Origin of the sequence: Catellatospora sp. IY07-71 (assembly GCF_018326265.1) — a bacterium.
Classification (GTDB): Bacteria; Actinomycetota; Actinomycetes; order Mycobacteriales; family Micromonosporaceae; genus Catellatospora.
The window spans coordinates 3,580,964-3,600,108 of sequence record NZ_AP023360.1 but is presented as its reverse complement, the minus strand read 5'-3'; the positions used below and the strand labels follow the sequence as shown (position 1 = coordinate 3,600,108).

General features: G+C 68.8%; 14 protein-coding genes. 3 read left to right on the top strand and 11 right to left on the bottom strand.

Annotated features, from left to right (window positions below; translation table 11 throughout):
- Positions 1 to 213: 213 nt before the first annotated feature.
- The 7 genes from CS0771_RS16305 to CS0771_RS16275 all read right to left on the bottom strand — a co-directional run bounded on the left by CS0771_RS16305 (position 214) and on the right by CS0771_RS16275 (position 9,883).
- Complete coding sequence (locus CS0771_RS16305) at positions 214 to 3,711, bottom strand: LamG-like jellyroll fold domain-containing protein (protein ID WP_212841780.1); 3,498 nt, start codon at positions 3,709 to 3,711, stop codon at positions 214 to 216.
- 392 nt (positions 3,712 to 4,103) lie between these two features.
- The gene (locus tag CS0771_RS16300; RefSeq protein WP_212841779.1) at positions 4,104 to 6,416 is read right to left on the bottom strand and encodes an immune inhibitor A domain-containing protein; all 2,313 of its coding nucleotides are present in this window, start codon (positions 6,414 to 6,416) and stop codon (positions 4,104 to 4,106) included.
- A 167-nt stretch (positions 6,417 to 6,583) separates the two neighbouring features.
- Positions 6,584 to 6,910 (bottom strand): DUF3040 domain-containing protein, encoded by a 327-nt coding sequence (locus CS0771_RS16295; protein ID WP_212841778.1) that lies wholly within the window; start codon positions 6,908 to 6,910, stop codon positions 6,584 to 6,586.
- A gap of 321 nt (positions 6,911 to 7,231) precedes the next feature.
- On the bottom strand, positions 7,232 to 7,579 hold the full coding sequence (locus tag CS0771_RS16290) for a toxin-antitoxin system YwqK family antitoxin (protein WP_212841777.1): 348 nt from the start codon (positions 7,577 to 7,579) through the stop codon (positions 7,232 to 7,234).
- Complete coding sequence (locus CS0771_RS16285; protein WP_212841776.1) at positions 7,576 to 7,818, bottom strand: hypothetical protein; 243 nt, start codon at positions 7,816 to 7,818, stop codon at positions 7,576 to 7,578. Before CS0771_RS16285 ends, CS0771_RS16290 begins: the two co-directional genes overlap by 4 nt.
- Before the next feature lie 80 nt (positions 7,819 to 7,898).
- Complete coding sequence (locus CS0771_RS16280; protein ID WP_212841775.1) at positions 7,899 to 9,149, bottom strand: RNA-guided endonuclease TnpB family protein; 1,251 nt, start codon at positions 9,147 to 9,149, stop codon at positions 7,899 to 7,901.
- 344 nt (positions 9,150 to 9,493) lie between these two features.
- A complete protein-coding gene (locus CS0771_RS16275; protein WP_212841774.1) occupies positions 9,494 to 9,883 on the bottom strand; it encodes a YbaB/EbfC family nucleoid-associated protein in 390 nt (129 codons plus the stop codon).
- 156 nt (positions 9,884 to 10,039) lie between these two features.
- Here CS0771_RS16275 and CS0771_RS16270 point away from each other — a divergent pair, with 156 nt between their 5' ends.
- Complete coding sequence (locus CS0771_RS16270; RefSeq protein ID WP_212841773.1) at positions 10,040 to 10,867, top strand: DUF1295 domain-containing protein; 828 nt, start codon at positions 10,040 to 10,042, stop codon at positions 10,865 to 10,867.
- A 46-nt stretch (positions 10,868 to 10,913) separates the two neighbouring features.
- On the opposite strand, the gene CS0771_RS16265 is transcribed toward CS0771_RS16270, so the two are convergent.
- Genes CS0771_RS16265 through CS0771_RS16250 form a run of 4 tightly spaced genes read right to left on the bottom strand, consistent with a single transcriptional unit; the run spans position 10,914 to position 17,524 of the window.
- A complete protein-coding gene (locus CS0771_RS16265; protein WP_212841772.1) occupies positions 10,914 to 12,365 on the bottom strand; it encodes a serine/threonine-protein kinase in 1,452 nt (483 codons plus the stop codon).
- Between the two features lie 44 nt (positions 12,366 to 12,409).
- Positions 12,410 to 14,563: a UvrD-helicase domain-containing protein gene (locus CS0771_RS16260; RefSeq protein ID WP_212841771.1), complete on the bottom strand. Its 2,154-nt coding sequence runs from the start codon at positions 14,561 to 14,563 to the stop codon at positions 12,410 to 12,412.
- Positions 14,564 to 14,622: 59 nt separating this feature from the next.
- A complete protein-coding gene (locus CS0771_RS16255) occupies positions 14,623 to 15,726 on the bottom strand; it encodes a serine/threonine-protein kinase (RefSeq protein WP_244870830.1) in 1,104 nt (367 codons plus the stop codon).
- A 31-nt stretch (positions 15,727 to 15,757) separates the two neighbouring features.
- Positions 15,758 to 17,524 carry a class I SAM-dependent DNA methyltransferase gene (locus CS0771_RS16250; protein ID WP_212841770.1) on the bottom strand — a complete coding sequence of 589 codons (1,767 nt, stop codon included), beginning with the start codon at positions 17,522 to 17,524 and terminating at the stop codon, positions 15,758 to 15,760.
- Positions 17,525 to 17,752: 228 nt separating this feature from the next.
- Between CS0771_RS16250 and CS0771_RS16245 the strand changes: the two genes are divergently transcribed.
- Both CS0771_RS16245 and CS0771_RS16240 read left to right on the top strand, forming a co-directional pair.
- On the top strand, positions 17,753 to 18,313 hold the full coding sequence (locus tag CS0771_RS16245; RefSeq protein WP_212841769.1) for a DUF4352 domain-containing protein: 561 nt from the start codon (positions 17,753 to 17,755) through the stop codon (positions 18,311 to 18,313).
- Between the two features lie 271 nt (positions 18,314 to 18,584).
- Positions 18,585 to 18,986, top strand: a complete 402-nt coding sequence (locus CS0771_RS16240; protein WP_212841768.1) for a hypothetical protein — start codon at positions 18,585 to 18,587, stop codon at positions 18,984 to 18,986.
- Positions 18,987 to 19,145 lie beyond the last annotated feature (159 nt).

The window sequence follows — 19,145 nt, the reverse complement described above, 5'->3', positions numbered from 1 at the left end:
ATCGGAGTTTGCCGATTACTTCAGCAGCGCGGTTAGGAACAATTACTTTCCGTGATGAGGGGCGGCGGGCTCGCCGAGCGAAACCCTCTCTGATATGAGCTGGATCACATACGTTCAGCACGACCTCGGGCATGCGAAAGGTGCCGGCAGCACGAAACCGCCGGCACCTCTCACTTGGACTACTGACTCAGCTTGTCAGCGGTCAGCCCACTGTCACAGCACGCCGTCCGGGGTCCGGTTGAGGCGGCCGATCATGTCGGCGGTGAGGACCCCCTGGAAGACGCGAACCTCGTCGATGCCGCCGACCCAGAACGAGCCGACGGCGTCGTGCTGGTAGGTGTTGCCGAGCTTCACCACGCCGGTCGCGGCCATCGGCACGTAGGACACGGCCGCGGTGTTCGGCGTGCCGTTGTCCACGTAGAGCCGCAGCTGCTTGCTGTGCCCGTCGAACACGGCGACCAGGTGCGTCCAGGCGCCGGCCACGGCCGAGGCGCTCGAGGTCACCGAGGTCTGCGGCGAGGTGGTCAGGTCCTCGTCGGTCACGGTGGCCCGCCACTTGCCGGTGCTCTGCTGGAACCCGATCTGGATGCCGCTCTCGTGCACACCCCGCTGGGCGAACACGATCCGGTCTGCGGTCAGGTCGTCCAGGCGTGCCCAGAGCGAGACGCTGTACGACTGGTCGGTGCGCAGCACCGGCCGGTCCGTGCCGAACGACTGGATCTGCCCGATGCCCGCGTCGACGTTGATCTGGGCGACACCCGGGTCCTCGTAGGTGGTGCCACCGGAGGTCGTCGCGTGGCCCACGCCGGTCCACCACAGTGCGTCGTCCGACGTCGGCGTGCCGATACCCAGCGGGCTGTCGCTGCTGCCGTCCCAGACGTAACCCTGCAGGTCGAACGGCGGGTTCGTGATCGGCTTGGCACCCGCGTCCATCAGGGACATGTCGAGATCCCAGTTGGCCCGCTCGGCGACGGCGAGCGCGCCGACCTCACGGGCGTCCAGCGCCCGCTGCCACAGCGCGACGTCGTCGAGGCCGCCCTTCCACCAGCTCGATCCGGCCCGGCCGAGCAGCAGGCGGGGGCTGTTCACGGCGTTGAACGGCTTGACCCCGGTGAGCGTCTCCTGCAGCACACCGTTGACGTACAGCGACGCGGTGCCCAGCGTGGCGTCGAAGACGCCGGCCAGGTGCGTCCACACGCCGATCTGCGGCGCGGTGGTGGACTTGGCCACCCACACCGTCGAGCCGGACTCGTCGGAGGCGAGCCGCAGCGCCCACTTGTCGATGGAGCAGGCGCTGTTCACCAGCGGGCCGCACTCGTAGCGCAGGTTCAGCGGCGCGTACACGGCGCTGGTCTTCGCGACGATGCCGCGGTTGTCGTCCTTGGCCCCGAGGCGCACCCACACCGAGATCGAGTGGCTGCGCGAGGAGTCGAGCACGGTGGAGTCCGGCTCGGCGTACGAGCTGGTGCCGTTGAACTCCCAGGAGGAGTTCATGTCGCCGTGGTTGTCGGTCGACTTGGTCAGGTTGAACGCGGCGGCGTTGAACGCGCCGGTCTGGTCGGTCAGCGTGGTCGCGCCGGCGGCCTCGTTGAACTTCCAGTTGGCCACGGCCGCGGGGGCCGAGCCGACCTGGGTCAGGTAGAGCTTCTGCTTGGTCGACCAGCGCGGCGGGACGGAGTTGTCGGCCATCTCGACGGTGATCGCCCACTGCCCGCCGGTGTTCAGGTCGGCCAGCGTGGTGCCGCCCTCACCCTCGTTGAACGGGGGCGCGAGGACGACCTCGACCGGGGCGCTCAGCGTCGGCGCGGGGACCTCGACCCAGTTGGTGGCGACGTTCTTGAACGAGTACTTGTAGCGGTACTTGGTGATGTTGCCCTGGCCGTTGGCCGAGAAACGGAACCGGCTGGACACACCGGGCCCGCCGCCGACGCCGTTCTCGGGGTAGACCTTGACCCCGCCGACCGTGTCGAGGGCCTCGACCACGGGTTCCTTGGCCGGGCTGCCGTTGTCGACGTAGAACTCGCAGATCGCCGACCAGGCGCCCTCATGCTCCTGGTCCCAGCCCCTGACCTGGAAGTAGTAGACGCGGAATTCCTGCAGCACGAATGTGGTCGGCAGGTTCGCGGTCGCGGTCTGCGCGGCTCCGTTCTTGGGCTGGGTCACCGTGGGGCTGGTCACCGTCGGGGTGGTCGGCAGCGGCGTGCCGAGCTCGGCGACGTAGAAGCGGGCGTTGAGGTTGACCGCCTCGTTGACGTAGTCGGGGTCGGAGACGTTCGCCTTCAGCTGGATCGGGGTGACCGTGCTGGCGATGGTCGGACGGGACGCGCCCGTCGCGCAGGCCTTGTTGCCGACGAACAGGTTCGTGGGCGCGGTCGGCGGCCGGTTGTAGTTCAGGGAGACATACGGCGCGTTCGTGCCCTCGGCGGAGTGGAACTTCTTCCAGCTGTCCTGGCTCGACAGGCTCTTCGCCGCGATCTCGATGTTCGCCGTGTTGCTGGTGCTGTTGGCCGTCGTCTGGAAGGTCTCGGTGACGTTCTGGGTGACCCAGCCGTCGCCGCAGGACGAGCTGTAGCCCTTCGTCAGATCCGTGTAGTCGTTCAGGTTCCGCCGGGTGGGCGGGTTGGTCCAGCGGACGGAGCTGCCGACGTAGTCCGTGCGCCACGCCTGCCAGGTGCTCGGTCGGCACGAGTAGGAGTGGAAGTTGTACAGGTACAGGGTCGCGGACAGGACGTTGACGCCGCGGTAGGACGCCATGCCGTAGAACGACATGTGCGAGCGCGCGTAGTAGCTCTTGCCCTGGTCGACGACGTACCCGAGCTTCAACTCCGTCATCCCCGACGTGTCGGAGGTGTAGGAGTTCTGCGTGAACGTGTCGAACTCGGTGTAGTCCGTGACCATCGGGTCGATGGTCACCGGGTAGACCGTCTTCGGGTCGCTGAGGAACTTCGCATCGGGCACGACGCGCATCAGCTGGCCGGTGGCGGACGCCGCCTTGGCCGCCGCGCTGCGGTCGAGGGTCACCGCCACGGGCGCGTCCACGGACGGGTCACCGGAGGCCGGCGAGCGGCGGGCGTCCCACATACGGGGCACCGGGATCCACGCGATCCGCTTGCCCGCGCTGTCACGCAGGTCGACGGAGCCGTCCTTGGCGTGCACGGGGGTCAGGCCGTCCGCGCGCCACGGCAGCTCCAGCTTGGCCACCCGGGCGGCGGCCGCGCGCGAGTTGACCACGACGAAGTATTCGAACCCGACTCGCGTCACCTCGACCACCAGGTCCACGCCCGGCAGGACGTCGACGTAGGTCGCCTTGGTGCCCGACAGGGTCGGCTCGGGCAGCGCGCCCGTCCAGCCGACCGCGATCTCGTGCCCGCCGCTGACGAACCGGGCGAGGTCGTGCGAACCTTCCTCGGACGCGCCGGCCAGCACCAGGCCGCGCGGGTGCGCCTTCGGGGCGATCGCGCCGTCGGGGCGCTTGTACAGGTTGAGGTCGACGTCGACCCAGTCGCCCTGGCTGTTGCGGAAGCGGGCCGGGCCGCCGTGCATCTTGACGGTGAACGTGCCGTCCGGATTCGCGCTCACGTGCCGGTTCTCGGTCAGCTCCTCGGCGACCGTGACCGGCTTGCCGGTCTCCTTCGCCAGCTGCGAGGCCCGCAGCTCCGGCGACAGCTGCGGTGCGGGCGCGGCTGCGGCGGCGGCCGCTGGCACGCTCACCGCGCCGGCCACCATCAAACATGCTGCGAACAGCGATACCCAGCGGCTCTGCGCGGTTCTGCGCAGAGCCGCGTTGGGAACTCCCCGTGACATGACCACTCCTAGAACGATGTTTGGAGCGGAACGCTAAGTCACCGGCGCGAGCCGCGCTGCCCTGCGGCCGTGCCGGTGCTCCGGGCGCGTGACCGCGCACATAGGGCGGAGCCGATCATTGCATGAGCCATAGCTGCTACCACTACTCAGCGCTACGGCGTTCGTGATCGATCGCAACAGCGGTCGACATCGAGTGATGTCGGTCACAGACTTCGACGCGGCGCCGCAGAACGAGCGGCGGGCCGGGAGTGTCCACTCCCGGCCCGCCGCTGGCTGAGCGCTTCGTTCTGCCTGCCGGATCAGCCCACGGACGGGTTGACCACGCTGACGGTCAGCACGTTGCCCGACTGGGCCGTGACGGTCGCGGTCACGCCGTGGCCGGCGACCTTGACGCTGCCCTGCGGGTTGGCGGTGCTGTAGTACGCGTCCGGGTTGGCGTCGGCGAACGCCGCGATGCCGTCGTCACCCGGCGCGCACGCCGCCAGCGTCTGCACGGTCTGCGACTTGCCGCTGCCGACCAGCGCCTCCTTGTGCAGGCACAGCTGCCCCACCGGCTGGATGCCGAAGGTCGCGTCGAACGGCTGGCGGCGGTTGCTGGGCCGGGTCCCGTCGGCGTACGCGAACGGCACGGGCCGGGCGTCCACCGGCAGCGACAGGCCGCTGCCCGGGTGCGCGGAGGTGTTGTTGTCCTCCATCGCGTGGTTGACGTACCACACCAGCATGCCGGGCTGGAACGCGAAGAACTCGACCTTGTTCGGCGCGCTGTAGGCGTAGCTGAACTGGTACGGGCCGGTCTGCAGGGTGCTGTCGTACCCGGTGTACTGGCGGTTCTCCAGCAGGTAGTACCGGTCGGCCGTGGTGGTCACGGTGCCGGTGGAACGCTGCCAGCGGCCCGTCGCGGTCCACTGGCCGGGCTGCTCGACGTCGTCGGTGAGCACGGTCGTGTTGCCCGCCTTGACGATGACGTCGTCGATGAACGCGCCGGCGAAGTGCACGCCGCCGTCGGTCTGGTAGCGGAACCGGAACTGCGTCGCCGCGCCGCCCGCGGTGTAGGAGTAGCGCAGCGTGGCCCACTTGCCGCTCGACGAGCCGGTGACCGGCTGGCCCAGCTGCGACCAGGTGGCGCCGCCGTTGGTCGAGTACTCGGCGTACAGGTAGTCGTACCCGGCCTCGATGTCGTACCAGGCCTTGGCGGTCACGGTGATCTTCGCCGCGGCCGGCACGGGGTGCGACAGCGTCTCGTTGAGCTGGTCGGCGCTGCCGGTCCACCAGGCGTACTGGCCCGACGCGGGCGTCGTGTACGTGGTCGACGTGCTCGCCGGCGGCAGGTTCACCTTGATCGCCTGCGCGTTGGCGGCGGTGCCGTCCTGCGCCGGGTCCAGCTGGAACGTGCCGCTCTGGCCCAGTTCGACCTCGCGGTAGTCGAGCCAGCCGAGGAACAGCTTCTCCTCCGGGCCCATCAGGCCGGGGGTCGTGCCGATGCCCTCGCCCGCCGCGGCCCCGTGGCCCAGCCACGAGCCGGAGCTCATCAGGGTCCAGAACGCGGTGGTGTTCTCGCCGCCGTTGGTGTCGTAGTAGTCCGGCAGACCCAGGTCGTGGCCGAACTCGTGGGCGAACACGCCCAGGCCGCCGTTCTCCGGCTCGGTGGTGTAGTCGCCCAGCCAGTAGTTCGAGTCGCCGATGCGGGCACCGCCGGACAGGTTCGCCTGGCCGCCGACGCTCGGGCCGGTCAGGCCGAAGTCGGTGGGGTTGACGTACCAGCGGTGCGACCAGATGGCGTCCTCGCCCTGGGCGCCGCCGCCGGCGTCCTCGCCCTCACCGGCGTGCACGGCCTGGAAGTGGTCGATGTAGCCGTCCGACTCGTCGAAGTTGCCGTCGCCGTCGAAGTCGTAGCGGTCCCACACGTCGAACTGCGCCAGGTAGGCGTTGATCTGCTCGGTGCTCATGGTCGCGCGGGCGTGCTGGAACCAGGCGTTGCCGGTGTCCTGGATGAACGCCCACGAGCCGCCGTTGTCCTCGATGGCGTTGTCGCCGTAGTAGGAGGCGTTGTAGGGCACCTGCACCCAGTCGCTGACGGTGTTGGTGACCGAGTACTTACCCGACGACAGCGCCTCGTAGTAGCTCTTCATCGACTCGCCCGAGCCGTTGAACAGCTGCTCGTAGTGCGCCGTGTTGAAGTCGGCGGCCCAGACCGTCGAGTTGTCCGTGGCCCGGTCCGGCTGCGGGATCTCGTTGTGCAGCGGCCCGGCGGTGGTGCCGTAGCGGCCCACGCTCTGCGTGCCGAACTCGGACAGGATGGTGAAGATCTTGTCGGTCTTCTCGAACGCGACCTCGACGACGTTGTTGCTCTCGGCGTCGACGGTGACGTTGCCGTTGGCGTCCATCCGCGCCTTGCCGCGGGCGAGCAGGTCCAGCGCCGCCTTGCGCTTGCCGATCCACTGCTCGGTGCGCGGGCCGGGCCGGTTGTGGGGCCGGTGCGCGGCGGTGTCCACCGCGGCGCGGCCCGCGCCGGTGTCACCGGCGGGCGTCGCGCCGGCCGGCCACTGCAGGGCGGCGACGACCATCGCCACACCTGCCGCACCGGCGACAGCGGTGACGGTGAGCTTCCTCATTTGTTGGTCCCTCCCCGGGGCGCAAGAAGTAGAGCAGCATCGCTCCACCCCGCGGAGCCTCACACAGGACGGCTAGATGATCTCTCCACCACCGGGCCGGGCTTCCGTGACACGGCTGTCACGGACGACGCACGTCCGTGTCGGCCGCTGCCGACAGGCGCGCCTGCTCAGGCCGGGATGTCGTGTGCGCCGCGGCGGCCGGCCGGGACGATCCCGGGCTGCAGCGCGCACCGCCGGGCCGCGGTCGCCGCACCGGCCGCGGCGAACAGGGCGACCAGGCCCCCGCCGAGCCAGCCCACCAGCAGCAGCACGACGGCCAGCAGCAGGGACGCGGCCGCCAGCGCGAAGCCGAGCCGGGCCGCGGCCCGCCTGCGGTACTCGACCGGCGCGCAGGCGTTACCGGTGCTCAGGCCGAACACGAAACTAGGGTCGGCGGTCCGCGTCTGCGCGGCCAGGACCTCCAGACGGGCAAGCTCCTCCGGCTCCAGCGGCATCGTCCCCACCTCATTCGTGTGTCCGTGCCGACGTCCTACCCGCCCCCACGCCCTTCTATGCCTCGGTGGGGCCCGCTGCGCCATTTGGGCACGGATCGGATGCGCGCTGTTTGGCGGCGGCCTTCCTCCGGGTACGTCACAGACACCGGAAACAGGAGGCGAAGAGATGACCGACCCGAACGATCCCGTGCAGCCCATGCCGGTCCCGGAGCCGCCGCAGCCGCCGGTGCCTCCGGCGCCGCCGTCACCGGCGCCCAGCCCGTCGCCGATCCCGCCGGTCCCACCGCCGCCGATGTGACGCCACGACGCCGGCGGCGTCCCCTACTCGGGGTTGCCGTCGGCGTCCCAGTGCCGCGCGGTCTCCATCCGGCCGAACTCGTCGGCGTGCATCTCGTACGCCAGGCGCCCGTTGGCGTGCCACCGGCGCGACTCGCGGATGATGCCGAACCGGTAGACGTTCTCCAGGCTGACCGAGCCGTCGTCGCGGAAGTTGCGCTCCGGGCCGTCCTGCACGCCGTCGCGGTAGCTGGTCTCGCCGAGCAGCACGCCGTCCTCGTCGGCCTCCACGGCGACGCCCGTGAACAGCTGCCCGCCGTAGACGAGCCGGTCGGCGTCGTCGAAATCCGCCTCGTCGAGCGGCACCCGCATCGCGTACTCCTGCAGACTCATGGGAACGTCGTCTTCTTGCCGGGGATGGCGTCGACGCCGCCCAGGATACCGGTGCAGTTGGCGCAGCATTCGGCCGACGAACCCGCGCTGCCGCCGAACAGCCGCTTGTTGTCGACCGACATCTCCGCCAGGGCGTCGGGGCCGGTCGGCAGGCCCGCCTGCTCGCGCGCCCACAGCGCCTGGTTACCAGCAGCTGCATACCCATGTGTCGGCGCCTCCTGCAGCGCGAGGTCCGGCACGTTCGCCGCGATCCGGTCGGTGCGGGCGGCGGCGGTGTAGTCGTCGGCGGCGGTGCCGATGCGTTAGGCGCACTCGTCGATCAGCTCCACGTTGGAGCCGAAGCAGTCCTTGACATCCTCCCCGCCCAAAGGACGGGGATTCCCTTGGTCGCCCTTGGGTTTTCCTGTTTCGCCGACGACCGCCCCGTCCGAGAGAACTCTCGTTGAGGTCTTACACCGTCTCCGCAGGCTGTCACCGCCAGTCCGGCGGCCAGGATGTTGCGGGCCGCGTTGACGTCACGGTCGTGGGTACGCCCGCAGGAGCAGGTCCACGACCGCACGTCCAGCGGCATCCGTTCTACGAGCGCGCCGCATGCCGAGCACAGTCTGGTCGACGGGAACCAGCGGTCCACGACGACCAGGTCCCGGCCGTGCCAGGCGGCCTTGTACTCCAGCATGGTGCGCAGCTGCCGCCAGGCCGCGTCGCTGATCGCGCGGGCCAGGCGGTGGTTCTTGACCATGTTACGGACGGTCAGGTCCTCGATCACGATCGTTTGGGTTTCACGAACGAGCCGAGTCGTCAGTTTGTGCAGGTGGTCGCGCCTGCGGTCGGCGATCCGGGCGTGGATGCGGGCAACCTTGATCCGGGCCTTGGCCCGGTTGGCCGAGCCCTTCTGCTTGCGGGCGAGGTCGCGTTGCGCACGAGTCAGCCGGTGCCGGTCGGCGCGTTCGTGCCGTGGATTGATGATCTTCTCGCCGGTGGACAGGGTGAGCAAGCTGTCCAGTCCCGCGTCGATCCCGACACTGCCCGTGGCGGGGGTCTGGGTGATCACGTCGTCGCATAGCAGGGACACGAACCAGCGCCCGGCCGCGTCGCACGACACGGTCACCGTCGAGGGGAACACACCGCCGGGCAGCGGCCGCGACCACACGATGTCGAGGGGTTCGGTCATCTTGGCCAGGGTCAGCGTGCCGTCGCGCCAGCGAAACGCGCTGGCGGTGTACTCCGCCGAGCGGCGCGAGCGCTTCTTGCTCTTGAAGCTCGGATGGTTGGCGCGATTTGCCCAGAAGTTGCCGAACGCGGTCTGCAGGTGCCGCAGCGCCTGCTGCAGCGGCACGGACGACACCTCGTTGAGAAACGCCAGGTCCTCGGTCTTCTTCCACCCGGTGAGCAGGGCCGAGGTCGCGTTGTAATTGACCCGCTCCCGGCGCTGGGTCCACGCCTCGGTGCGGGCGGCCAGGGCCATGTTGTAGACCAGCCGGACGCACCCGAACGTCCGCGACAGCTGTTCTGCCTGTACATCGGTCGGGTAGAAGCGGAATTTGAACGCCCGCTTCACGGTCCTGGACACAGCATGAATCCTAAAGGGACGCACTGCGGTTCGAGCGACGAGGTGCGGGTGGACGCCGTACCGCCTCGGCGGCGGATCAGCTTCTCTCGTCCTGCTCCGCAGGGGTTCTGTTTCCTCTCCGGCCTGAGGGCCAGAGTATCCACCGAAAGTCTTTCTGAAGGCGGCGTAGATGCCCTGGTAACTCAGGGCGATTGGTGAGCCGAGGTCGTCGTCGCCCCAGGGCTCGCCGAAGCGGTCCAGCTCGCCGATGAGCTTCGACAGGGCCTCGACAGTGTGCTGGACGGACTGTCCGGTGTTCAGCTTCTCCTAGCACGGCCCATCAGCGTCGACTTTCGTGTCGCACATCAGGGCACCCGCCGATCGAGCCGGTCCAGCAGGACCTGGATGCCGTCGGTGTAGCGCTTCATCGCGGCCAGGCCCTGGTCCTGCAGCTCGGTCAGGCGCTCGCCGAGGGCCTGCTGGTCGATGGCCGCGACCGCGGCGGTGGCGTCGTCGACGCCGGTGCGGGCGGCCCAGGCGGTGTTGACGGCGGTGATGATCTCGCGGGCGAGCATCTTCTCGTCCATGCGCATCACGGCGGGGTCGAGGACCAGGCGGGCGAGCTTGCCGTCGGCGCCCATCTCAGCCTCGATGCGGCCGTCGAGCGCCTTGCCGACGCCGGTCGCGGGTTGCGGGCCGTCGACCGGGGGCGGCGCCGAGCGGAGGCGCTCCAGCTCAGCGCGTGTACCAGACAACAGATCATCGAAGTCGCGGACCATGCCAGCCTCCCCAGTACGGCGCAAATCCACTCGCTCCGCAACCTAACACATGCGTCCCGATGTAGATCGACGATCGAACGCCGACCGAACGGCCATGGAGCGGGCGGGACGCGGCCGTTACAGTGCCCGATCATGGACGCCCTCATCGTCTGCCTGTGGATCTGCGCCGGTGTATGCGCGCTGACCTGGATCGCCTCGCTGGTCAGCGGGGAGCACTCATGGGTCGACCGGATCTGGTCGATCGTGCCGGTGGTGTACGTGGGCGTGTTCGCCGCCGCCGCGGACTTCGCCGACACCCGCCTGAACGTGCTGGCGGTGCTGGTGCTGCTCTGGGGCGCGCGGCTGACGTTCAACTTCGCGCGGCGGGGCGGGTACGCGCCGGGCGGCGAGGACTACCGGTGGCCGATCCTGCGCGCGCGGCTGCCGCGGTGGGCGTTCGAGCTGTTCAACCTGCTGTTCATCACGGTGTACCAGAACCTCATCCTGCTGCTGATCAGCCTGCCGGCGTACACGGCGCTGACCCACCCGGGCGGGTTCGGCGCGGTGGAGGTCGTGCTCGCGGTGGTGTTCCTGGGGCTGCTGGCCGGGGAGACCGTGGCCGACCAGCAGCAGTGGGACTTCCACCGGGCCAAGCACGCGGCGCTCGCGGCCGGGCGGGAGCCGGAGTCGCGGTTCATGCGTGCGGGGCTGTTCCGCTTCTCGCGGCACCCCAACTACTTCTTCGAGCAGGCGCAGTGGTGGGTGGTGTTCGGGTTCGGCGCCGCCGCGGCCGGGTCGGTGCTGCAGTGGACCATCGCCGGGCCGGTGCTGCTGACGCTGCTGTTCGTCGGCTCGACGATGTTCACCGAGAGCATCACCCGCTCCCGCTACCCGGAGTACGCCGACTACCAGGCCACCACTTCGCCGATCATCCCCTGGCCGCCCCGGCGTGACGCACCTCGCCGGATTGGTGCGGCGTGAAAGGGACCCGTACGCAGAGGCTCCGATGACCCGCGCCGACCTGGCGTCAGCATCCATCCGATCTGCTTGCTTGCACCTCGGCGTCGTGCATCAGCTCCCGCATCGCCGCCAGCAGTCCGTTCGCCCGGGCCGGATCGACCGCCGGATGTGATTCCTTAATCAAAAGGTTCACCAGCGCCACGGCACGGGCAACTTCTCCTTGGACAGCGAGCAGCGCCGCCGATTCCATCCGAGCCTCGACGGCCTCGGGGAGCACGAGCCCAGCGGCGGCGAAATCATCGATCAATGCCTGGTAGGTGGCGCACGCCTCAGGGATCTCGCCTATGGCGACGTGGCTGCGTGCCTTCGCCAGGCGTAGCGCCGCCATGGCGGGATGAGTGGCTGCGATCCTGCCCGCGATCGCATCGACGGCCTTGCCGCATGCATCGACTGCCTGCCTGGAGTCACCGGACCGAACCAGGACGGCCGCGAGATCCCGGCGCAGGTCGGCAACCGCCGCCTGGTCGTGCTGACGATCCGCCAGCTCGATCGCGCTTTCGAGAATACGCAGGGCGCGGCCGAACTGACCCGCATCGGCGTACTTCTCGGCGCGGACACGATGCTGACGTGGCCCTGTCTCCGGCCCGGACGGCGCGGCCGGGGCTTTCCGTGCCGTGACAGCGTTCGACAGAAATGGCAGTGTCTGCTCGTAGAGTCTCAGTGATCGTTCCTGCCTGCGGGTCACGAAGCCGGGTAGCGGTGGAAGCGCACCGAGGAGCGGCTCCAGCCTGTGAAACACCTCCGTCGCGTTTCCGGGCCGCAGTTCAGGTTGGCGCCGCGTGAGTTCTCCGCTCAGCATGACGTGCTCTGCCGGCGCGTCGACGTGGTCGCGCAGCATGTCCTGGATGACCCTGCCGAGGGAGAACAGGTCACTCTGCGGTGTGGCGATGCCGAGCAGCCGCTCGGGTGCCTGGTAGCGGGTGTCACCCGCGGTGGCGCCGACGGGGGTAAGGCGGGAGGACGGACCCGCGTCGGCCAGGATGGCGACGCCGAAGTCGATAACCTTGACAGTGCCGTCAGCACAGATCATCACATTGTCCGGTTTGAGATCACGGTGGATGAGCGCCAGCTCATGCGTACGCGCGAGAACCGCGCAGATCTGGGCGGCGATGAAGGTCACCCATGCGATGGGAAGCGGCTGCAGTTCGTCGAGCAGGTCCCGCAGCGTGGCACCGTGGATGAGCTCCATCACCACATAGTGGCGATCACGGTCGACGCCGACGTCGTAGACCGCCGGCACGCCGGGGTGGGCGGCCTTCGCCGTGAGGCGGGCCTCGCGTCGGAAGCGTCGCACCAGCTCGGTTTCCAGGTCACCGCCAAGCAGATCACGGTGGATGACCTTGACTGCGACCTCGCGGTCGAGATGCGTGTCGTAGGCCCGGTATACCTCACCCATGCTGCCGCGGAGCGGGTCGTCGATCAGCTCGTAGCGACCGGCGACGAGCGCGGACGAGATCACGACGGGCTCCGTTCCGTGGGTGGACCGGAGCCCATTGTGCCGTGTCAGCCTGCCTGTTGCTGCACCAGCCGATGGGTGAGGAACGGGCTGGGTGTGCCGTGCCAGAACACGGCGAGCTCATCGCGAGCCCGGGTCGCGGCGACGAACAGCAGCGACCTGTCCCGCGCCCGCTCACGCTGATATCGCTTGGGCTCCGCGTCACGAAAATGATTGATCGTCTGCCGAGGAACCAGTCCGTCACAGACACCGGCGATGATCATGCGCTGGTACTCGAGACCTTTGAACCGATGCATCGTCCCGAGATGCACGCCTGCACCACCGTCGGGCCCGTCGGGTCCGATCTCCACCACCGGCACGCCGACGTCCCGCAGCGTCGCCGTCACCTCGGCAACGAGGTCACGGGTGGGCACACAGACCGCGACCGAGCCGTCCACCGGATTGCCCCAGGCGCGCAGCTGCGCGACGATCTTCGCCTTCTCCTGCTCCCACGTGCTCGCTCCCTGGAACGAGGGGCGCCCGCCGCGCAGCAGTGATCGGTAACCCGCGAGATCGTCCGCTCCCCCGTCGAGGTCGTCGTACACCTCACCCGTCATCATCTCCAAGGCAGCGGCGAGGATCTCCCGGGTGGTGCGATAGCTCAGGGTGAGTCGTGCCGAGCGACCGCGGACGTCGATGCCGAGGTTCGACAATGTCACGTGGTTGTCGTAGATGCGTTGATGGGCGTCACCGACCAGGAACATGTCGTCCGGTCCGACGGCCGCCATCGCCCGCAACATCTTCCAGTGCGCGGCGCTGAGATCCTGGGCCTCGTCCACGACGATGTGGCGGTAACGGTGTCGCACCGTCACCTCGACACCGGCGTCGTCGATCCGCTCGCCTCGTTCCGTCTCAAGCCTGGCCGCCTCCGCGGCGACCTGCCGCCACGTCCATACGGCCTGCGAGTCCAGCCAGGTGGTGAAGCGCTCGACAAGCCACCAGATATCCTCGCGCTCCTCCCGGCTGATCGGCCGACCGCGCGCCGGACGTCGCGTCTTGAGGTAGTCGCCCCGTGAGGTGAGAGCCTGGCCGAGGATCACCTGGATCCATTCGGCGTTGAGGAACTCGGCATCCCATTTTGTCTGGCCGATCTCGGCCAGGAAGGTACGCCACCGCTTCGCCATCCGGCTGTCGTCGATCAGCTGTCTGCCGGAGCCCACGTTGTTCTCCACCACAACCCGGTGGGCGAGCTTGTCGACGTTCACGATGTCGACCCGTGACAGCAGCGCCTGCCCGCCAAGCGCGGCGAGCCTGCTCCGCAGGTCCGCGGCGAGGTTGCGGTTGAACGTGGTCAGCAGGATTGGTTTGTCCACTCCCGGTTCCAGCGTCGCGGCCAGGTGGGCTGTCCGGTGCAACGCGACGATGGTCTTTCCGGTGCCGGGACCCCCGCCGACACGGGTGGCGCCGGTGGTGGAGCGCTCGACCAGCCTGCGCTGGGTCGGGTGCAGGAAGACCTGCCAGCGGTCGAACGACTCGCCGAGCATCGTCTGCAGCGCCTCGTCGTCCGAGGTGACCTGCGTGGCGGGGCGGCTGACCGCGGCGACGAGGTCGTCAGGATCGACCTGGTCCTCGGCCCGGACAGGCTCGGTCACCTGCGCTCGTACCTGGTCGTAGCTTCCGCCGTCGTACAGGGCCAGCAGTACGTCGGTGGTCAGCTGCGGCGCCACCTCCAGCAGAGACAGCAGCTCCTCGTCGTTCGTCACGGTTCTGACGTGTGCGAGCAGCGACTCGGCCACGCCCAGTTCCAGCAGCTGCGTATCGGTGAACGCTTTGAACAGCGGCTCCGCCTCCGGCGGCAGCAGGCGACCGATGATGCTGTCCCCGACCGGCTGCAGGTCGATAACCTCGATCCCGCCCGTGATCCGGTTGACCTTGTAGCTGTAGCGGTCGAGGTCGTCGTACACCTCCTGCCGCGACTTGACGTCGATCAACAGGTAGTCCTGATCGACGATGTGCAGCAGGATCGCACGGATGTCGGCGCTGACCCGTGCGGACCACAGCTTCAGATCACTCTTGAGCTGCTTGAGGTGCAGTCCGGGGCTGTTCGGGTTGTGGCGGAATTTGTGCTGGAACTCGTAGACGGCGCCCTTGTCGGTGCGCGACAGCCTCATGATTTCCTTCTCAGCGCTGACCAGCGTACGCAGCGTCGCACCTGTGCTCATCGATCCTCCCCAGGCCGCGACAGTGCGGCAGTCCGGTCCGTCGTCTCAGGCGATCGCCGTCACTGCTCCGCACGCTGGGCATACTGGCGGCGAAGCTGCGCGACGAGCGCGGTCAGATCCGTGCCGGACGACGGCTTCGGCGTCGGCTCGCGCTCCTCGACCACACGCTTCGGTGTCGGGGCGGGCGGGTCGTCGATGAGTTCGGTCGGGCCGAGCGACCAGCTGACGTCGACCGGACCGTCGAGATCCCGGCGCCCGTTCGGCACGGCGGCCGGTGCCAGCGTGTAGGTCGTCGTCACAAGCTCGTGGCGCACCACCTCGAAGTCGACGTCGCCGGCGGTGGCGACGGCGGTCAGCTCGGTGCACACCTCCTCCGCCGTGGGCCGCTCATGCGCCTCGAACGCGAGCATCGCGCCGACAACGGCCTGCAATTCTGTGGACAGGCCGGTCAGGTCGGGGTGGTCGTTCGGATCGGTGATCCGCTTGGCGAGCACCGCGGCGTGAGACGGCGGGTACGGGTTGTGTCGCGTCGCGGCGTAGAGCAGGGTCGCGCCCAGGGCGTAAACGTCCACGGCGCCGGTCAGGTTCTTCTCGCCACACGCCTGCTCCGGCGGCATGTACGCGGCGGTGCCCACGGCGAAGCCGGTCTGGGTGAGGTGTGAGTCGCTCTCCTGCAGCACCGCCAGGCCGAGGTCGATGATGCAGGGCCCGTCTGGGCCGAGCATGATGTTGGCCGGTTTCAGGTCGCGATGCAGCAGGCCCGCGTCGTGGATGGTCAGCAGACCCTCGGCAAGCATCGCGCCGAGCGCGGCAACCACCCGCGGCCGCATCACGCCCTTGTCCTCGACCTGTTGACGCAGCGTACGGCCGGGCACGTACTGGACCGCGAGCCACGGCTGGCGTTCGTTGATCTCAGAGCCGCGGTACTGCGCGACGCGGATGCCGTGGGCCAGTCGGAGGCTGTCGACCTCCGTCGCGAACCGCTTGCGTACATCCGGGTCGCTGACCAGATGCGGCAGGATGACTTTGACGGCGACCCGCTCGGCGGTCTTCGATCTGCCCAGGTAGACCCGACCCATACCGCCGTTGCCGAGCCGTGCCAGCAGCTCGTAGTCACCGTTTCGGCCGACCCGGCGCGGGTCGTCCGGCGTCAACTCCTCCACCTGCGCCCTTCCCCGTTGCGCGACGAAACACTCATAACTCGCCCCTCAGCGTGCCGGCCACCAGACCCTCGGCGACCATTTGCGTCACCTCTTCGCCGGTGGCAGCGGCCAGACGGAGGAGGTCGGCAAACTCGCGCAGCCTGCGGAACCTCTCGCCGTACTCGACCTGCCGCGTCAGGGGCAGCCTCGGCATGTGCGCCTTGCGAACGTCGACGCGGGGAATGGAGCCCATGGACGTCATCCGTCGGAGGTTCACGTCCGATGACATGAACCCGGCGAAGCACCAGGGGTCCACGTACCCGACCTTCATCCTCAGCAGGAAGCACTGAGGGCCCAGGGCGCGTCCGTCGTCTGTGGGACCGGCCACGTCGACGCGTGGTCGCGGACCTATCGCGGGCACCAGCACGTCACCCGTCCGCACCCGGACCTCGGGGTCCGTGAAGATCGTCACCAAGCCGTTCTTCACGAGCTCGCCCACGGTGATCTCGGCGGCGGGCGACTGACCGTCACCGGCGGTCGCCTGCGGGATCACCGAGGGAAGTCTGCCGAGCAGGTCCGCCAACTCCTCGCGACGCTGCAGGATCAGATCCGCGGACAGCGCCGCCCGGCCGCCGGGAATGTGCCTGGCGGGGGTCAGGTCGACGTCCTCGCTGCTCAGCTTGACGGCCTCCACCACGACAGCCCGACCGCTCACCGAATCGGGCAGCGGGCGTGCCGCCTCGTGTGCGCGAACCGCGGCCTTGATCGTCGCCGCGGCCTCATCCCACTCGCCCGTGGTGTCGACCAGCAGCACGTCACGGGTCCGGTCGTCCCGGTCCGGGCGCCGCAACATCCATAGATGAAGACGGGTGTTAAAGGGGGCGGTAGCGCCGGACGGCAGCGTGATGACCGCGCGCAACGCGCCTCGCCGCAGCAGTTCGCGTCGCACCCGGCGGCCCACCGGCCGTTCGGCCACACCGGGCGGGAGCAGAAGCACCGCCCGGCCTCCCGGCCGCAGGCGGGCAAGCGCGTGTTGCACCCAGGCGAGTTCGCCTTCACTGCGGGCGGGCAGCGAGTACTCCCATCGCAGGTCGCCTGCCAGTTCGTCGTAGCCCCAGTTCCCGCCGCTGGGCGGGTCGCTGATCACGATGTCGACCGCGGACTCCGCAAATGCGTCGTCTTGCAGTGTGCCCGGACGCACGTCGACGGCGTCCGCATGACCGAACAGACGCGCGGCGGCGATCGCGACGTTGTCCGGGTCACCGTCCTGACCGGCCAGCCGGGCTGCGCCAAGCGTCGCCGCCGCGGCGAGCAGTGAGCCCGTGCGGCAGGCAGGGTCGAGCACCGACCCGCCCCCGGGCGCGACGAGTTCCGCCATAAGCTCCGCAACTTGGGCTGAGGTGGCCACTGACCCGCGCCGGCCGCGTAGGTCGACAAATCGTTCGACCAGTGCGGCGAGTGACGCCTCGACGCCGATTTCCTGCACCACGGCCAGAGCCGCCTTAAGCTGCCCGTCTTCGACTGCGGGCGGATGCGGTCTCATAATCGCGCGAGCCAGCACGGGAATGTCGCGTTCCGGATCGGCGGATCCATGTTGCAGGGCGGTCCAGAGTCGTTCTGCCCCGGACTGCTCCGGCATCCGGTCGTGAGTGGTCAGCCACTTCTCGACATCGACGAGTCGGAACGTCGGACTGGCCGTGGTGCCGCCCACGGGCTGCGGAAAGTCGGCATACCGCTTGCGCCAGTTGCTCACCGCAGCTCGGCCCACGCCCGCGAGCCGTGCGATGTCGCCAGCGGTGACCTCTGCCGTGCTCTCCATCGGACCTCCTCGGTCATATCAGGCTAACAGCCACCTCGCGACGTTGACAATCGTCGCCACCATGAGTCTTGTTGACATACTTCACACGACGATCTAACGTAACCATCCATCGCCCTCGGAAGCGAGGAACGAACGAACCATCACGAAGATCACCATTGCCGTCGCCCTCCGCGATCGCCTGACATCCACCCGAACCTGGGCCCGCCCTTCGGAAAGGACTGTTCTTCCATGCATCGCAAGCACTTCGCCATGACGCTCGCCGCCTTCACCACCGTGACGATGCTGGCCTGCGGCGCCGGCTCGGGCGACACCTCCTCCGCTGTCTCCGGCGGCGAGGGCACCAACATCGAGGCGGCGCCCGAGCCGACCACGGCTGTCGGCAAGGTCGGTCAGACCATCACCCTCACGAGCGAACTGTTGGGCGACAAGACGGTTGTCGAGGTGGTCGTGGCCGGCCCCAAGCAGCACACCAAGGAGCCCGGCTCGTTCGGCAGCAAGCCGGAGAAGGGCCTCTTTCTGGTGCTGGACGTGACGGTTGTCTGCAAGCAGGGCACCTACCACGCCAATCCCTTTAACTTCAAGTTTGTGGCCGCTGACGGCACCGTCTTCGAGCAGGCGTTCGCCGTCGGGTTCAAACCCGAGCTGCACGCGGTCGACCTCGCCACGGGCCAGAAGACCGCCGGGAAGATCGTCTTCGACATCTCCAGGGCAGCGCTCAACGGCGGCCGCGTCCAGATCGACGGGGTCGGTTTGGACGCGAACAAGCCCGCCGCCTACTGGGCCCTCTGACAGCTCCCGACCGGCCGGCGCGGCACCGGCCGGTCCCATCCGACACCCGAGGACCGTCATGCCTGTCGTCTGCCACGAGTGCGGCAAGTTCCCATACCGCACGGCGTCCGCTGCCACGTCCGTTGCCCGCCGAAGGAGCCGCGCCCGTGGAGTCACACTGCGCTGTTACCCCTGCCCGCACCACGCGACCTGGCACCTGACCAGCAGCCCCGCCGGTCACGCCCGCTTCCACGAGTCCGCTCGGACAAAGACGACCGACTTTCGCCGACACATGGCCGCTCGACTCGCCGAGCGGGTCGTCGTCCTGCGTCGCGATCTCATCGACATCCCGGGCGCCGGTGCGGACCCGCACTTCTCGGTGACCGCCGCGCACGGACTGATCGACGCATGGTGCGCCCATGGCCTCGCCCAGATCGTCGGCCAGGTCGTGATCGCCGCCGACCCCGCCGCGCTGTTCGACATCGCGACGTTCGGCTGGGCGCACTGGTTGGCCGTCGCCACAACGACTGGGTCCTCCCAGAAGGCGGAACCGATCGCTCGTCGCAACGGTCGCACCGACCCGAGCGAGCTGTCGCCCGACCGCTCATCCCCCGAACCGGGACCGATTCCACCGAACCAGCCGAGCCCGCGTCCCGCTGACACGATCTACACACGAAGGGCGAACGCGCGGTGACACCACGGGACCGCGCGATCAGATTGCAGTACGTAGTCTGCCGTAGCGCGCAGGGCGACACCATCGCACCAATCGGCCTCGCCCGCGCCAAAGGGCGGAAAACGGTTGGCCGAAATGTGGAGATACGCACCGCCCGCGCCAACAGAGAATCCTATTGCG

Excerpts from the sequence above, each read along its gene's own strand:
- CS0771_RS16270 (WP_212841773.1), top strand. The coding sequence starts at position 10,040 with ATGGACGCCCTCATCGTCTGCCTGTGGATCTGCGCCGGTGTATGCGCG.
- CS0771_RS16245 (WP_212841769.1), top strand. The coding sequence starts at position 17,753 with ATGCATCGCAAGCACTTCGCCATGACGCTCGCCGCCTTCACCACCGTG.
- CS0771_RS16300 (WP_212841779.1), bottom strand. The coding sequence starts at position 6,416 with ATGAGGAAGCTCACCGTCACCGCTGTCGCCGGTGCGGCAGGTGTGGCG.
- CS0771_RS16295 (WP_212841778.1), bottom strand. The coding sequence starts at position 6,910 with ATGCCGCTGGAGCCGGAGGAGCTTGCCCGTCTGGAGGTCCTGGCCGCG.
- CS0771_RS16260 (WP_212841771.1), bottom strand. The coding sequence starts at position 14,563 with ATGAGCACAGGTGCGACGCTGCGTACGCTGGTCAGCGCTGAGAAGGAA.
- CS0771_RS16250 (WP_212841770.1), bottom strand. The coding sequence starts at position 17,524 with ATGGAGAGCACGGCAGAGGTCACCGCTGGCGACATCGCACGGCTCGCG.
- CS0771_RS16240 (WP_212841768.1), top strand. The coding sequence starts at position 18,585 with ATGGCCGCTCGACTCGCCGAGCGGGTCGTCGTCCTGCGTCGCGATCTC.
- CS0771_RS16290 (WP_212841777.1), bottom strand. The coding sequence starts at position 7,579 with ATGAGTCTGCAGGAGTACGCGATGCGGGTGCCGCTCGACGAGGCGGAT.